Here is a 15,879-nt window from a genome sequence, read left to right as displayed (position 1 = left end):
GTCATCGAGGCCTTGCGCGCGTACAAGGACTGACGGCTTCAGGGTCCTGACGGGGCGAGACCGGCAAGGGACGCGCGGACCCGGGAGGTCAGCTCCTCGTCGGAGAGGTCGCCGGGCTCGCGCAGGCCCGGGTCGGCCGGGTAGTCCTCCAGGGCGTAGAAGACGTCCAGCAGCGCGCGTTCCAGGCCGTCGCGGACCCGTTCTCCCTCGTCGAGCGCGCGTCGGCGGGCGGCCAGCCAGGCCGGCGCGAAGGAGGCGGCGGGCAGGTCACCACGCGCCAGCGCCCTCATGAGAGCCAGTTGCTCGGCCACCCCGGATCCCGGAGCGACCTCGGCCGGCGTGGACGCCGACAGACGTCGCGCGGGGAACCGCGCGGCGACCGCCGCCAGCTCCGGCCGCGAGCCGGCCAGCCTTTTCGCGTATCTGGCGAACCTCGCCCTGGCCTCGTCGATCCCGGTGTCCAGGCACGCCCGTACGAACCGGGCCTCCCCCGCGACCAGCGCGTATCCCTGCCCTGTGACGAGGACGGCGCCGGACAGCCCGGGAACGGCCAGGAGGAGGCCGCTGTCGGACCGGGGCAGCCCGGCGAGCGGAACCCGCAGCTCGAGGACGTCTTCGGCGGTATGCCGCGCGCCGACCTGCCCGGCGAGGACGTGGTCCACGCCGGACGCCCTGGCACCCGCGGAGACCCGGCCCGCGAGCCGTTCGTCCGGCGGCCAGGACGCGGGCACCGGCACCACCACCTTGGCGCCCTCGTCCAGCCACCGGCCGCCGAACCGGTGCGGGCCGTCGAGAAGCGCCCCGGCCAGCTCCCCGCTCGTCGCGGGGTCGCCTCCGCCTGCCGTCAATACAGGTAGCCCTTGTCTATGATGCCCGCGAGCTGCTTGCTTCCGAGGTTCCAGGCGGACCAGAACGACCCGTCCGCGTGGAGCATCACCATCTTTCCCGTACTGGGATCGATGAACCCGACCGCCGTGCCCTGTCCCCGGTAGTTGAACCGGTAGATCTTGGTTCCCGGCGCGGCCATGTGGTCCCGCATGGCCTTCTCGAACGCCTGCATCGAGGCCTTGTTGCGGTTGCCCTTGATGCCGAAGTCGGCGGCGTGGGCGTCGAACTTCTTGCTCATCGTCTTCTGGCTGGTGAAGTTGGCCTTGCCGAGCCAGGCCGCCTTCGGGCAGGCACCGTTGTGGACCAGCAGGTTCGCCGCGCCGGCGCCCACATAGAACGTGTGCGTCCCGCCGACCGTGAGGTTATGGACGCGATCCCATCTGAAGAGCTTCCGGATCGCGCTGACCTGCACATAGGTGCCGGCGGAGGTCCGCAGCCACGTGCCGGGGACGAGGTCGCCGGCCTCGACCCATTCCCGGCGGTCCGGGACCCAGAACGGGTGCCCGTCGGTCGCGGTGACCGTGCCCCGTGCTCCATCCAGGTCCACGGTCAGCTCGACGAGGCTCTTCGACCCGAGGCCCTGGATGAGCGCGGTGACGGGCTCGCCGCGGGTGGCCCCGGTCGCCGGATCGGTCACCATGACCAGCTCGCCGACCCGCACCTCGCTGATCGGCTTGCGCGTCCCGTCCGCCATGAGGACCGGGGTGTCGCCGGTGAAGCTGTTGCCCACGCACTGCGCGACCTTGCCGAACTGGAACGCCTTGCCGAACATCCCGAGCCCGCAGCCGAGCAGTGCCTGCGTGCCGACGCTGCCCCACTCGATCTTGCGGCCGGACAGCCGCTGGGTCAGGTATTCCAGGCCGCCGCCGAACAGCGCGCCGCCCAGGCAGGCGGCCAGCATCGGGCTGTTGCCGCTCGGGTCGGTCGCGTTGACCGGGTCGCCGGCCGCGTAGCCGTAGAGGTTGGCCCCGCCGTCGACGCCGACCGGGTCCTCGCTGATGAACCGGCCGAGCGTCGGGCTGTAGTAGCGGGCGCGGTAGAACAGCAGGCCGGTACCGTCGTCCTCGCGGCCGGTGTAGGTGAACCCGTTGCCGCCCGCGTCACCGGTGACCGCCGTGCCGCCGTTGGGGTCGTAGGAGTAGGCCGTCTTCAGGCTGCCGTCGTCGGCGCCGAGCGCCAGCGTGCTGCCCTGGAGATCGGTGAGATAGGTCTGGGTCCCGGCCCCGCTGGTGCGGCCGAACCACTGGTCGATCGCGCCGGACATCAGCTCGGCCGTGACGTTCCCCGACGCGTCGGTCTCGGCGATGGGGTTGTCCCCGCCGGCCAGGTAGCCGGTGACAGCCCCGTTGACCGTGCGGCGGTCTCGCTGCCCCTCGGCGTCGTAACGGAACCCGGCGGTCAGGCCGGCCCGGCTGAGGCCCTTGAGCTGGCCTCGGGCGTTCCAGTCGTAGGTGGTGGTGCCGTCGCCGGTGAGGTTGCCGTCGGGGTCGTACGACAGCGTCTGCCCCGAGCGGCTGGTCAGCCGGTTGGCCGCGTCGTAGACCATCCCGCTGACCGCCGCCGGCAGCGCGACCTTGGCGAACGAGCCGGTGACGTCGGCGATCTGGCCGAGCGGGTCGTAGCCGTAGGCCAGGCCGCCCTTGTCGGTCGTACCGTGGCGGTAGGTGATCCCGGTGACCCGGCCCGCGTCGTCGTAGCCGTAGTGCTGGCTCCAGCCGCCGGGCAGGTCCAGGCGGTCCTCCCGGCCCGCGTCGTCGTAGTGCGGGGCCACGGCCACGTTTCCGCGGGCGATCCGCTTGACCGCTCCGGTGTCGTCGTAGTCGTAGGTGACGGGTGCCCGGCCGAGGACGGTGACGCTGGTCCGCTGGTCCGCCGCGTCGTACCCATAGTCGACCTGCCCGGCCGGGCGCGTGACCCGGGTGACCCGGTCGAGATCGTCGTAGGTGAAGACCGTGTCGCCCCCGGCGGCCGTGTCGGCGATGCGCTTGAGCCGGTCGGCCTCGTCGTAGGTGAAGACCACGGTCGATTCGGCGGTGGTGCCGCTGACGCCGTAGTCGACCTGCTTGGTCCGGCCGAGGGCGTCGTAGGCGAACTTGGTCAGCTTGCCGTTGCGGCTGGTCGTGGTGGCGACCTGCCCGGCCTTGTCGTACGTCGTGACCGTCGATCGGCCGAGCGGATCGGTGACCTTGGTGACCCGGTCCGAGGCATCGTACTCCCAGGCCATCGAGTTGTTGCGCGGATCGGTGAGCTTGTTGCGGTTGCCGTTCTCGTCGTAGCCGAAGCCGAACGTCCGGCCCAGCGGGTCCGTCACGGAGCCGATCTGGTTGCGGGCGTCATAGGCGATCGTCGCGACGGCTCCGGCCGGGTCGGTGGTCTGGGTGATCCGGCCCGCGTTGTCGGTGAAGAACCGGGTGACGCGGCCTGTCGGATCGGTGGAGGTCTTCAGGTCGCCGAGGCTGTAGGTGTTGGTGGTGACCTTGCCGGCCGCGTCGGTGACGGTGAGCACCTGGCCCGCGGAGTTGTAGCGGGTCTTGCTGACCCGGCCCAGCGGGTCGGTCTCCGTGAGGAGGTTGCCCTTGTCGTCGTACTCGTACGTGGTGGTCTTGCCCAACTCGTCGGTGACGGCCGAGGGCAGGTCGAAGGGCCCGCCATAGACGGTCTTCACACCGTTCACCGCGGCCGGGGTGCCCGCCAGCCGGGTGGACTGGGTGACCCGGCCTTCGCCGTCGTAGGACATGGACGTGGTCCGGCCCGTGGAGTCGGTCATCGAGTCGATCCGCTGGCCGGTGCCGCGGGTGAAGGTCGTCGTGCTCGCCTCGGCCGTGCCGTACGCCTCGGTCTGACTGGTCGCCGCGCCGGCCGCGTTGAAGGTGACCCGTTGCACCGCGCCGTTCGGCTGGGTGACCCGGGTCTCGGTGATCTTCCCGGCGGTGTCGGTGACGTAGTCGAACGTGTAGATCTGCCCGTCCGTCAGCGTCTGCTTGGCCACGCGGCCCGCGGCGTCGTACTCGTTGGTCAGGTAGGTGATGCCCCGGGTGTCGGTCGCGGTGAACATGCGGCCGGCGGAGTCGTAGGTGTACCTCATGACCTTGCCGCCGGTGTCGGTGACCGTCTCCAGCCGGCCGCCGGCGTTGTAGGTGTAGCCCACCGTGCGGCCGATGTTGTCACGCAGCCCGGTGACCCGGTTGTTCGTGTTGTACGCCAGCTTGATCCACTTGCCGTTGGGCGAGGTGATCTGGACGAGGTTGAGCTGGCCGTCACGCGTCAAGGTGATCGTGTTGTCGTTGCGGTCCCTGATCTCCGCCAGCGGCTCGTACTGCGGGAAGAAGTACCGCATGCCGTCGCGCCGCCACAGTTCCCAGCCACTGCGCGTGTTGTCGCGTCTGATGGTCGAGCCTCGGTACTCGCCGGGAGTGTCCACGGCGCCGAAGACCGCGTCCGAGAAGCCCGTTCCGGGAGAGGTCCGGTCGTAGTGGATGATCGCGCCGCCCGGAATGTAGAGGTCGACCTCCTGGTACTGCTCCTCCGAATGCAGGAAGGCGTTGTAGGCCCCGATCTGCCCGATCCCGAAGTCACGGTTGGCGGTGTCGCCCTGGTAGAGCGTGCGGGTGACCTCGATCGGCAGCACGTCGTCGACGGCGAGGTCGGTGCGCGAGTCCATGAGCTGGCCGGTGGACAGTTGCACCGGGTCGCCGTTGATCCAGTCCCAGACGTCCTTGAACCAGCCCCGCAGCCACTTCGGCAGTCCCGCCGTGTTGAACATCCCGCCGTAGAACGACCACACCTTGGTGCCGGGATCCGGTACGACCTGCGTCGCGTCGGCGCTCACCTTGCCATGACCGTAGACGTGCCAGCCCTGCCGCTCCGGGTCGTAGTTCCAGAAGTCCACGGTCTGGCCGGGCGGCAGCTTGGTGTAGTTCGGGTAGACGACGCGGGCGCCGTCGGGGAAGACGAAGGTGCCGCCGGGCTGCACGGTGAAGTAGACGGGCACGATGCCGTTCGGCGGCAGCGGGAAGGGCGGCCGGTCGATCGGGATCGGCGTGATGCCCAGCTCGGTGATGACCTTGCCGAACTTGTCGCGGATCACCGACCCCGCCGGGATGCGCACCTCCAGGCCGGGGATCTTCGGCGTGGTGAGCACGACCTCCTTGGTGGTCGGCGAGTCGAACTTCACCATGTACTGGGTGTCGAGCCGCTGCATCCAGATGGTGTACGGGAGCACGGTGGTCCGCCCGGCGGCCAGGTCCACCTTGACCGAGTAGAAGCCGTAGCGGTGGCCCTTCGTGCTGGCCGCGGCACCGTCGACGTCGAGCGTCGAGGTTCCGGCGGGCAGACCGGTGAGCAGGAAACGGCCCTTGCCGTCGGTGGCCCCCTTGACCCGGCCGACGGTCAGCGCGACCTTCGGCAGCGGCTTGCCGTCGATCGTCCGGATCACGCCGGACAGCGCCGTGACCCCGGCGGGAGCCTGTGCCGCCTCGATCGTCGCGGGCGCGGCCCGCCGGATGTTCCAGTCGACGCCTTGCAGGTTGCCCTTGTCGGGCTTCCAGTCCCCCTCGCCGTACGGCGTCTCGCCGAAGAGGGTGGCGGGCCGGATCGCCGGGGTGGCCGACGGGGTGGCGGCCGGACCCGATGTCGCGTCAGTGGCGGCGGGCGCCGACGGCGCGAGCGCGGTCCTGGTCGCGAGAGCGATGCCGACCTGCCCGGTCAGGCCCTTGGTCGGGTCGACCACGACCGTGTACGTTCCGGCCGCGGGAAGGTCCGCGACGTTGACGGTCGTGTTGGCGGATACGTAGGTGTTGCTGAGCTGGGTCCCGTCAGGCTTGATGACGGCCACGTAGATCGGCCCGGTGAAGCTCGGCACCCCGGTGACGGCGAGCTTGACCTTCTGGGCGGCGGTGCCGGTGAAGGTGTAGGCCGCGTCCTGCCCGGCGCGGGCGATCGTGGCGTTGACTGCGGCGCCGCCCAGGGTGAGCGGGCCGGCCGCGATCCGGTTGGAGAGCGTGGCCGTGACCGAGCCCGTCCCCGCCCTAATCGGGTCGATCACGACCTGGTACGTCCCGGTCTGCGGGAGTTTGACGATGTCGAGCTCATCGGCCGTCGCAGCCGAGACATAGGTGTTCTTCACCACGACCGTGCCGTCCGGCGCCAGCACGTTGACGTACATCGCCTGGTTGACGGTGTTGGGGGTGAGGCCGACGCTGACGGCGGCGTCCGCCGTCCCGGCGAAGGTCAGGACCGCGTCCTGACCGGCGCGCGCGATCGCCGCCGCCACTCCGGCGCCGGTGGAGGTCAGCGTCCCGGTGAGCGGCTCGGACAGCGTGGCCGTGATCGAGCCGGTGGCCGCCTGAGTGGGGTCGATCACCACCCGGTACGTCCCGGTCTGCGGAAGTTTGACGATGTCGATCTCATCAGCCGTCGCAGCCGAGACGTAGAAGTTCTTCACCGTGACCGTGCCGTCCGGCGCCAGCACGTTGACGTACGCGGCCTTGGTCAGCGTGTTCGCCGTCAACCCCAGGCTCACGGCGCGGTCCGCCGTCCCGGCGAAGGTCAGGACCGCGTCCTGACCGGCGCGCGCGATCGCCGCCGCCACTCCGGCGCCGGTGGAGGTCAGCGTCCCGGTGAGCGGCTCGGACAACGTGGCCGTGATCGAGCCGGTGACCGCGTCGTTGGGATCGATCACCACCCGGTACGTCCCGGTCTGCGGAAGTTTCTCGATGTCGATCTCGTCGGCGGCCGCGGTGCCCACGAAGAAGTTCTTCACCGTGACCGTGCCGTCCGGCGCCAGCACGTTGACGTACACCGGCTTGGTCAGCGTGTTCGCGGTCAACCCCAGGCTCACGGGGCGGTCCGCCGTCCCGGCGAAGGTCAGGACCGCGTCCTGACCGGGCCGCGCGATCGGCAGCACCGCGGCCGCGCCCGTCGCCGTGATCTGGCCGCCGGACACCGGGCTCGACTGAGTCACCGTGACCGAGCCGGTGCTCGCCTGGTCCGGGTCGATCAGCACCTGGTAGGTGCCGGTCTGCGGCAGTTTGGCGATGTCGATATCACCGGAGGTCGTCGGGGACAGGTACTGGTTGTCCACGACGACGGTCCCGTCCGGCGCCACCACGTCCAGGTAGATCGTCTTGCCGAAGGTGTTCGCGGTGAGACCGAGGCTCACCACGGCGTCGGCGGTGCCCGCGAAGGTCAACCCCGCGTCCTGGCCCGGCCGGGCGATCGTCACGACCGACCCGGCCTCCGTCGCCGACAGCACCCCGCCGGACACCGGGGACGACAGCGTCGCCGTGACCGATCCGGTGCCGCCCGTGTTGGGATCGACGACGACCCGGTAGGTGCCGGACGCCGGCAACTTCGGAATGTCGATCTCCCCCGACGCGCCGGCGGAGAAGATCCGGCTGTCGACCACCTTCGTGCCGTCGGGGGCCGTCACGTCGACGGTCCACAACTTGTCGATCGTGGTGCCGGTGAATCCCAGACTCACGGCGGCGTCCGCGGTCCCGGCGAAGGTGAAGACCACGTCCTGGCCCGGCCGGGCGATCGTCGCCGTCGATCCCGCGGCCGTGAGCGACAGCAGGCCGCCGGACACCGGGGACGACAGCGTCGCCGTGACCGAGCCGGTCGCGGCGAGGGCGGGATCGACGACAACCCGGTAAGTGCCCGACCTCGGCAGCTTCGGGATATCGAGCTCACCTGACGCGCCGGCGGAGTAGCTCTGGTCGTCGACCACCGAGCCGTCCGGCGCCACCACGGCGACGTTCCACAACTTGTCGATCGTGGTGCCGGTGAATCCCAGACTCACGGCGGCGTCCGCGGTCCCGGCGAAGGTGAAGACCGCGTGCTGGCCCGGCCGGGCGATCGTCGCCGTCGATCCCGCGGCCGTGGGCGACAGCAGGCCGCCGGACACCGGGGCCGACAGCGTCACCGTGACCTGACCCGTCGCCGTCGCCGTGCTCGGATCGAGCAAGAGCTGGTAGGTCCGCCCTTCGGCGAGACCGCTGAGGTGCAGTGATCCCCCGCTGCCGCTGACGGTGACGTTCTGGAGTTTCGTGCTCGCGTAGTTGTAGGCGATCGCGTTGATCGTGCCCAGAGTGCTCCCCGTCAGCCCGACGTCGACCTCGCCTGACGCCGGGGCGTCGAACACGACGAGCGCGGACTTGCCCGCGCTGGAGATGAGGATGGGCTGCCCCTCGCCGCCGATCTGCAGACGGGTCGTGTTCTCGATGGTGGCCGGGTCCACCGCGGTCAGGGGGACCAGGAAGTCCGCGGCTGAGGTCGCCTCTCCGGCGGGGGTCGCGACCAGCACTTTTCCGGAACTCGCGCCGTTGGGAACCACGAACGTCAGCTGCGTGGCCGTGGCCGACGTCACCTCGGCGCGCAACCCGTTGATGCTGACGATGTTGTCCGACGGCGCGCTCGCGAAGCCGGATCCGGTGACGGTGACCGCGGTGGTCGGCGGACCGGCCTGCGGAGTGATCGCGGTGAGGGCGGGTCCGGGGGCGGCCACGGTGAACGTCCCCGCCTGCGCGGTGGTGCCGCCGACGGTGACGGCGACCGCACCGGTGGTCACACTCGCCGGCACCGTCACCGTGAGCGAGGTGGCGGTGGCGGCGGTGACGGTGGCGGCGGCGCCGTTGAACGAGACGGCGTTGCCCGACGGGGTGGCGGAGAAGCCGGTGCCGGAGACGCGCACGGTCGAACCGGGCCGGCCGGCGACCGGGATGACGCTCATCACCGAGAGCTGCGTCGCGGGGTACCTCTCGATGCCGGTCAGGTTGCCGGCCAGGTCGTAGCTGTACTTGGCGGCCTCGCCGCCGGGGTGCGTGACGCCGGTCAGCATGCCCGCCGCGTCGTAGGCGTAGACGGCGGGACCGGCCGCGTCCGCGACGGCCGCCGTGGCCTTGGCGCTCGCCGGCGGTGGCCTGTCGCGATCGGGAAGTGCCGCGGGTACGACGGTTCGGGAGCTCTGGCCCAGTACGGGGAGTGGCGAAAAGACGACACTCAGCGCGAGCAGTATCACCAGGAGCTTTCCACGGACAAAACCCGACATACAGCACTCCCCGCGACAATGCCCAAAGAAAGTCGGAATTATCCCGACTGTCCGCTTTATGTAGGCTTTACTCAGCGATTGGGAATGCTAAGTGGGACGATCACTGAAAACAAGACTGATTATTTACAGCGTCTCAGTTCCGCAACAGATCTTGACCCGATCAGAAACCTGTTGTTTTGTGTCCTGTCGAACAGTACGGAGAACCTGTGACACCACGCCGGTCGGCACCCCTGACGTGAGCACTCCCGAAGCCCGCACCTCCGGCTCCGGGGTCACGACCCGGCGCGGCGCCATGGCCCTCGCCGGCCTCACGGCCGTCTGCGCGATGACCGCCGCGGACTCCGGCGATGAGCCGGCGTTCGAGGCCGCCGACGTCGCTCCGCTGCCCGCCGCACTCCTGCCCCCCGCCTCGCACGTCGTCCTCACCGCGCTCGACGTACCATCCGGCGCCGATGCCGTACGCTCCCTCGACGCGCTGGCCCGGCTGGCACGCGAGCCCGGCGGCGGAACACAGGCGGCCATCGCCCTCGGTGCGTCGTGGTTCGACAAGGCCGGCCTGGCGGCGGCCCGGCCTGTCGCGCTCACGCCGATGCCCACCTTCGTCGGAGACGTGCTCGACCCCGCCCTGGTCCACGGCGACCTGCTCCTCCAGGTCAGCGCCGGCACCGCCGAGCTGGCCCGGCAGGTGGGCGGCTCGTTGCGGCGCGCCGTGCCCGGAGTTCGAGTCCGATGGGAGAAGCACGGCTTCCGGGCGGGCGGCCAGTTGAGCGAAGGGCGGGCACTGGCCCGCAACCTGTTCGGCTTCATGGAGGGCTACGGCAACCCCTCCTACCGGAGCAGCCCCGACGCGGCGGAGGTGGTCCGCGTGGCGGCCGACTCGGGCGAACCGCGATGGGCGGTGGGTGGTAGTTACCAGGTCGTCCGCATCATCCGTTTCGCCACCCGGCTGTGGGACCTCGAGCCCGTGCCCGTACAGGAGCAGGTCATGGGACGCCGCCGCGACGGAACCTGGCTGGACGGCACCCACTCCACCGGCAGACCCGTGTTCGACGCCGACCCGGAGGGCCGGATCACTCCCCTGGACGCCCATACCCGCCGCGCCAACCCAGGCACCTCAGGGGTCGCCGCCCCCAGGATGCTCCGGCGGGGCTACTCCTACCATGACGGCCCCGACGACCAGGGCATGCTGTTCGTGGCCTTCCAGGGCGACCTTGAGCAGGGGTTCGCCGGGGTCCAGCGCCGGCTGGCCGGACAGACGCTCGACAGGTACACGCTCACGGTCGGCGGCGGATACTACTTCCTGCTCGACCCCTCCCATGGGCCGGCGAATATCGCGGGGTGATCGGCGATTTTCCGATATCTCACTATCGGCTATTGAGTAGTTACTAGAATGGGTCAATTTACTTGATGACGCGGCCGACGAGTTTCCCGCCATCGAACGGAACGGCCAGGCAGTACGCCGTTCTGTATCGCGGCCAGTCCGCCTCCGCCGGAACGAGTACGGCCGCACCGACTTCGCCCCTCCTCGACGCCACGTACCGCATCCTCGGCCCGCACCCCGCCGCGGCCAGCCCCTGTACCTCGCCGGAGCCCGGCCACGGGCCGTCCGGAATGACGTAGGTGGTGGCGAATTCCGCCGCATGCGGCACCGTACAACGCACCACCGTCACCATGAAGCTTGTGGGCATGGGCTCGATGCAGTCGCCCGGACGCAGTTCGGTGGCGTGATAGTGCGCCACGGCCGGGCTCGCCACCTCGCCGGAAGCCGGGGCGGGCGCGGGGGCCACGGTGGGGGTCGCCACCGGCCGGAGGGGAGCAGTGCAACCCAGGAGCATGCTCACCAGGCACGTGCCCGCGAGCAAGGGACGGATCATGAGGCCGGATGATGGCAGGCGGAGATCACGCGGCAGTTTCGGGCAGCGCTGGTCCGACAATCGTCACTGTGGGTGAAAAGCCAACGATGACGATCACGAATCGTGTGCTGACATGGAGTCAACACGCCATTTGGCCTGATTCTTCGCATCTGGAGCTTGAAGTGCATGTGCCCCATCGGCATAGTGGACGCACCACAGGCGTACGTACCAGTCGTGGCAGGCAACCTGGGGGGCCACCACCAGTTCACGACGGCTGAGCGGCGCACACCACGCGCGGAATTGGACATATTGGATGAGCTCGCCCCCGCCGATCCGTACCAAGCTGCTCAGGATCCTCCTGCTTCCGCTGGTCTCCATGATCGCCCTGTGGGGGTTCATCGCTTACTCCAGCGTGGACGAGATCGCCTCGATCTCCCAGACGCAGGACCGGTGGGAGGCCATCGGGTCGCCGGTACTGGAGTTGATCATCGAGTTACAGCAGGAGCGCCAGCTTTCGGCGGCGGCACCGCGCGGCACCGGGTCGTACGCGCCACTGGCCGAGCAGCGGCCGATCACCGACAGCAAGGCCGAGCGGCTGCGCGAGGTCATCGGATCCGTTGACGTCGGGGCGGACGGCGAGACTCCGGCCGAGGTGAAGGCGCTGGTGCAGGCGCTCGACGGCCTCCAGTCGCTGCGCGCGTCCGCGGACGACGGCGGGTTGTCCCCGCGGGTGAAGGTCATCGACGCGTACAACGACCTGATCGACGTCGCCAACCGGCAGTTCAGCGACCGCGACGCGTTGAGCGGTGTCTCGTCCTACCAGGCGGTGCGCGGCATGGCGGCCTACAGCGCCACGTCGGAGTACCTGGGCCGGGAGCACGCCGTGCTCACCAACACGATCGTGCACCGCAAGATGACCCCCACCGACCGGGCCTCGTTCGTCGCCGCGATGACCAGCCGCAGGATCTTCTTCGCCAACGCCGAGCGTGACGCGGGTCCCGCCCTGCGGGCGAGCTACGACAGGCTGGTCGCCAGCGCCCCGTACAAGCGGCTGCTGGCGGTGGAGGACCGGCTGTTCGTGTGGGACACCAACGGATCACCGCCGGTGGAGCCGGCCGAGTGGAAGAGCGACGCCGAGTCCCTCCTCAGCGTGATCAACCGGGACACGCACACGGAGCTGGGCCGCGCCTCGATCGAGTCCGAGGATCTGAAGTCCGGGGCGTACTGGCGGATCGGGCTGGTCCTGGTCCTGGGCCTGCTGGCGGTCGTCGGGTCGGTGGCGCTGTCCTTCCGGTTCGGCCGTTCGCTGATCTCCGAGCTCAAGCGGCTGCAGTCGTCCGCGGTGGAGCTGGCCGAGGAGCGGCTGCCCCGGCTGGTCGAGCGGCTGCGCCGCGGCGACCTGGACGTGGATCCGACCACCGAGGCCCCCGGCCTCGATCCGGCTCACACCGCCGAGGTCGAGCGCGTGGTGAACGCGTTCTCCGCCGTACGCCGCACGGCGGTCGAGGCCGCGGTGGGCCAGGCGACCCTGCGCAAGGGCGTCGCCCAGGTCTTCCTCAACCTGGCCTGGCGCAACCAGGCGCTGCTCCACCGCCAGCTCGCGCTGCTCGACACCATGGAGCGCCGGATCGAGGAGCCGGAGGTCCTGGAGGACCTGTTCAAGCTCGACCACCTGACCACCCGCATGCGGCGGCACGCGGAGAACCTGATCATCCTGTCCGACTCCGCCCCCGCGCGCCGCTGGCGCGACCCCGTGCCGCTGTTCGACGTCGTACGCGCCGCGGTGCTGGAGGTCGAGGACTACACCCGGGTCACGGTCGCGCCGATGCCGAACTCCCCGCTGCTGGTCGGCGCCGCGGTCACCGACGTGATCCACCTGGTCGCCGAGCTGGTGGAGAACGCCGCCGTCTTCTCCCCGCCCGACACGACCGTGCACATCCGCAGCATGACGGCGGCGAACGGCTTCGCGCTCGAGGTGGAGGACCGGGGCCTGGGGCTGAACCAGTCCACCCTCGACGAGCTCAACGCCCGGCTGGCCGACCCGCCGGAGTTCGACCTGGCCGACAGCGACCGGCTCGGCCTGTTCGTGGTGTCCAGGCTCGCGGTCCGGCACAGTATCAAGATCTCGCTGCGCCGCTCGCCGTACGACGGGACCACGGCGATCGTGCTGCTGCCCTCCGCCCTGCTCGCCCTCTCCGAGCCCCCGACCGTCACCGCGGCGACGCACACGGCGGAGCGCACCACCGGCCGCGTGGCCAGGCCCATGCGCGCGCTCGGCACGGCGCCCGCCGACGGCCGGCCCCGCGTGGTGTCCGTGGCCCCGGAGCCCTTCCCCAGCGTTGCTCCGGACCCCTTCCCGAGCGTCGCTCCGGACCCGCTCCCCAGCGTCGCTCCGGACCCCTTCCCGAGTTTCCCCTCGGATGCCTTCCCGAGCCTCGAACCGGAGCCCTTCTCGGCCCGCGGGCCGGAGGCCGCGAACGGCCGGGAGTTCCCGGGTGACAACGGGGACGCGGGCGGCCCCGGCGACATCCCGGACTGGCCCACAGGTGACTCGGAGCCCGAGCGCGTGGCCTGGTTCGAAGCCACCCCCGCACCGAGGCAGACACCGCCGACCGGAACCGGACCTGTGAGCGGCTCGGCGGACGAGCCCGGAAACGGATTCGTCGCCGAGCCGAGGACCGGCCCCGTCACGCGACGGGTGCCCGGCGCCTCCATCCCCTCCGGCCCGTCAGTCGAGTGGAGCGTCACGGTTCCGGCCCAGGAGGCGGACGAAGACCTCGACGGGTTGCCGATGCGGGTCCCGCAGGCGAATATGGCTCCGCAACTGCGTGCCGCCAGGCGCGCGGACCGGAGCTCCGTCTCGGTGCGCTCGCCGGAGGAGCTCTCCCAGCTCATGTCGTCCATGCAGCGCGGCTGGCAGCAAGGCCGCAGCCAAACGGAGCAGGGACAAGACGTATGGAATCGAAAGGACGACCATCCCGATGCCCGACCCCAGAAGTGAACTGAGCTGGCTGCTCGACGACCTCACCCAGCGAGTCCCCGGCATCCGGCACGCCATCGTGCTGTCCGCCGACGGGCTGGCCATGGGCGGCTCCCGGGAACTGACCCGGGAGGACTCCGAGCACCTGTCCGCCATCTCCGCCGGCAGCCACAGCCTCGCCATGGGCGCGGGACGGCACTTCGGGCTGGGCGGCGTACGTCAGACGATCATCGAGATGGAGGGGGGCTTCCTGTTCGTCACCGCCGCCGGCCAGGGCGCCCGGCTGGCCGTGATCGCCTCGGGCGACGCCGAGCTGGGCATGGTCACCTACGAGATGGCGCTCATGGTCAAGCGGGTCGGCGAGCACCTTTCCTCGCAGCCGAGGGGAGCGGCACCGGCACCCGCCTGGAACGGCGCCAGACCGTGACCGGGGAGGATCCCGGGCCGCTGATCCGGCTGTTCGGGCTGACCGGGGGCAGGGCGCGCCCGCGTGGCGAGACGTTCGACCTGGTGGCCATCGTCACCACGGTCGGCGGCTCCCACGCGCCCGTGGACCTGATCCCGGAGCATCACACCGTGCTGTCGGTGTGCCGCAGGCCCACGCCCGTGGCGGATGTCGCGGCGCACCTCAAGCTGCCGCTCAACATCACCCGGGTGATCCTCAGCGACCTGCGGCGAGAGGGCCTGGTCACCATCGAGCGCCCGCGGCCGGCGGCGCAGACCATCGACGAACGCATCTACAGGGAAGTGCTGCATGGACTACGCAGCCTCTGAGCCGGGGGCGACCTCGGTCGCCTCGGCCTTGGCCATCAAGATCCTCATCGCGGGCGGCTTCGGCGTCGGCAAGACGACCATGGTCGGCACGATCAGCGAGATCCGGCCGCTGCACACCGAGGAGCTGCTGAGCGAGCGCAGCCTGGGGGTGGACGACACCTCCGGTGTGGAGTCCAAGACCACCACCACGGTGGCGCTGGATTTCGGCCGCATCACCATTCGCGATGGGCTGTGGCTGTACCTGTTCGGCACTCCCGGGCAGGACCGGTTCTGGTTCATGTGGGATGAGCTGTCCGTCGGCGCGCTCGGCGCCGTCGTCCTGGCCGACACCCGCCGCCTGCAGGACTGCTTTCCGGCGGTGGACTACTTCGAGCAGCGCGGCATCCCGTTCGTGGTCTGCGTGAACTGCTTCGACGGCGCCCGCCGCCACGACCCGGCCAAGGTACGGCGGGCGCTCGGGCTGAGCGAGACCATCCCGGTCGTGCTGTGCGACGTGCGCGAGCGCGACTCGGTCAAGGACGTGCTCACCACGCTGGTCATGTACGCGGTGGAAGGCGCCTCCGCGTCGCCGAATTGAGTAGGGGGGTGCTCATGTCATCCCCCCTCCCCGGTCCCACGATCGAGATGATCGATCGACTCTGGGGGGAGACGACATGGGCGACCCATCGATGCCGTACAGCCGGCGCACCATCCTGCACGCGGGCGCCGCGCTGGGCGCGTTCATCGGCCTGGACAGGGCCGGGATGGTGCCGGCGGCGGGGTTCGCCGAGCGCCTCGTCGCCGGTACGGCGCGAGCCGCCGGCCCGTTCGCCTGGGCGGCGCGGCACAACCTGACCTCGGCGCAGTATCAGGCGGAGTTCGACCGGCTGACCGGCCAGGGCTATCGGCTCACGCACGTGGACGGCTATGAGGCGGGCGGGCAGGCCCTGTACGCGGCCATCTGGGAACGCATGCCCGGACCGCCGCTGGTCGCGCGCCACGGCCTCACCGGGGCGCAGTACCAGGCCGAGTTCACCCGGCTCACCAGCCAGGGGTACCGCCCGGCGCACGTGGTCGGTTACCAGGTCGGCGGGCAGGCTCTGTTCGCGGCCATCTGGGAGCAGACCGGCGGCCCGCCATGGGTGGCCCGGCACAACCTCACCGCCGCGCAGTACCAAGCCGAGTTCGACCGGCTGACCGGCCAGGGCTACCGCCTCGTGCAGGTGGACGGCTACCAGGTCGGCGGGCAGGCCCTGTTCGCCGCCATCTGGGAGCAGACCGGCGGCCCGCCATGGGTGGCCCGGCACAACCTCACCGCCGCGCAGTACCAAGCCGAGTTCGACCGGCTGACCGGCCAG

At 70.5% G+C, this 15,879-nt stretch carries 9 protein-coding genes; 6 read left to right on the top strand and 3 right to left on the bottom strand.

Annotated features, from left to right (window positions below; genetic code table 11):
* Nucleotides 1-38 precede the first annotated feature (38 nt).
* Both AB0F17_RS05535 and AB0F17_RS05530 read right to left on the bottom strand, forming a co-directional pair.
* Entirely contained in the window at nt 39-848 is an 810-nt protein-coding gene (locus tag AB0F17_RS05535) for a hypothetical protein (protein WP_358016702.1), read from the bottom strand.
* Nucleotides 845-8,935 carry an RHS repeat-associated core domain-containing protein gene (locus AB0F17_RS05530; RefSeq protein WP_358016699.1) on the bottom strand — a complete coding sequence of 2,697 codons (8,091 nt, stop codon included), beginning with the start codon at nt 8,933-8,935 and terminating at the stop codon, nt 845-847. The genes AB0F17_RS05535 and AB0F17_RS05530 overlap by 4 nt, the downstream gene beginning before the upstream one ends.
* Nucleotides 8,936-9,170: 235 nt before the next feature.
* On the opposite strand from AB0F17_RS05530, the gene AB0F17_RS05525 reads away from it, so the two are divergent.
* The gene (locus AB0F17_RS05525) at nt 9,171-10,277 is read left to right on the top strand and encodes a Dyp-type peroxidase (protein WP_358016696.1); all 1,107 of its coding nucleotides are present in this window, start codon (nt 9,171-9,173) and stop codon (nt 10,275-10,277) included.
* Between the two features lie 58 nt (nt 10,278-10,335).
* Here the strand turns inward: AB0F17_RS05525 and AB0F17_RS05520 are convergent, their stop codons facing one another.
* Nucleotides 10,336-10,809, bottom strand: a complete 474-nt coding sequence (locus tag AB0F17_RS05520; protein WP_358016693.1) for a hypothetical protein — start codon at nt 10,807-10,809, stop codon at nt 10,336-10,338.
* A 292-nt stretch (nt 10,810-11,101) separates the two neighbouring features.
* Between AB0F17_RS05520 and AB0F17_RS05515 the strand changes: the two genes are divergently transcribed.
* From AB0F17_RS05515 to AB0F17_RS05495, 5 genes are all read left to right on the top strand, one after another.
* Nucleotides 11,102-13,789 carry a nitrate- and nitrite sensing domain-containing protein gene (locus AB0F17_RS05515; protein ID WP_358016690.1) on the top strand — a complete coding sequence of 896 codons (2,688 nt, stop codon included), beginning with the start codon at nt 11,102-11,104 and terminating at the stop codon, nt 13,787-13,789.
* The gene (locus AB0F17_RS05510) at nt 13,770-14,195 is read left to right on the top strand and encodes a roadblock/LC7 domain-containing protein (RefSeq protein ID WP_358016687.1); all 426 of its coding nucleotides are present in this window, start codon (nt 13,770-13,772) and stop codon (nt 14,193-14,195) included. The genes AB0F17_RS05515 and AB0F17_RS05510 overlap by 20 nt, the downstream gene beginning before the upstream one ends.
* A complete protein-coding gene (locus AB0F17_RS05505) occupies nt 14,192-14,542 on the top strand; it encodes a DUF742 domain-containing protein (RefSeq protein ID WP_358016684.1) in 351 nt (116 codons plus the stop codon). The genes AB0F17_RS05510 and AB0F17_RS05505 overlap by 4 nt, the downstream gene beginning before the upstream one ends.
* A complete protein-coding gene (locus tag AB0F17_RS05500; protein WP_358016681.1) occupies nt 14,523-15,119 on the top strand; it encodes an ATP/GTP-binding protein in 597 nt (198 codons plus the stop codon). Before AB0F17_RS05505 ends, AB0F17_RS05500 begins: the two co-directional genes overlap by 20 nt.
* Nucleotides 15,120-15,195: 76 nt before the next feature.
* Nucleotides 15,196-15,879 (top strand): hypothetical protein (locus AB0F17_RS05495; protein ID WP_358016678.1); only part of this gene is annotated, 684 nt, incomplete at its 3' end.

This window comes from Nonomuraea sp. NPDC026600, from assembly GCF_040638335.1.
Classification (GTDB): Bacteria; Actinomycetota; Actinomycetes; order Streptosporangiales; family Streptosporangiaceae; genus Nonomuraea.
Note: the sequence above shows the minus strand (reverse complement) of the source record. Positions and strands in the feature narration are given on the sequence as shown.

Bases quoted from the DNA above. Each gene is read 5' to 3' on its own strand.
- AB0F17_RS05500 (WP_358016681.1), top strand. From the start codon at position 14,523: ATGGACTACGCAGCCTCTGAGCCGGGGGCGACCTCGGTCGCCTCGGCC.
- AB0F17_RS05515 (WP_358016690.1), top strand. From the start codon at position 11,102: ATGAGCTCGCCCCCGCCGATCCGTACCAAGCTGCTCAGGATCCTCCTG.
- AB0F17_RS05510 (WP_358016687.1), top strand. From the start codon at position 13,770: ATGCCCGACCCCAGAAGTGAACTGAGCTGGCTGCTCGACGACCTCACC.
- AB0F17_RS05520 (WP_358016693.1), bottom strand. From the start codon at position 10,809: ATGATCCGTCCCTTGCTCGCGGGCACGTGCCTGGTGAGCATGCTCCTG.
- AB0F17_RS05530 (WP_358016699.1), bottom strand. From the start codon at position 8,935: ATGTCGGGTTTTGTCCGTGGAAAGCTCCTGGTGATACTGCTCGCGCTG.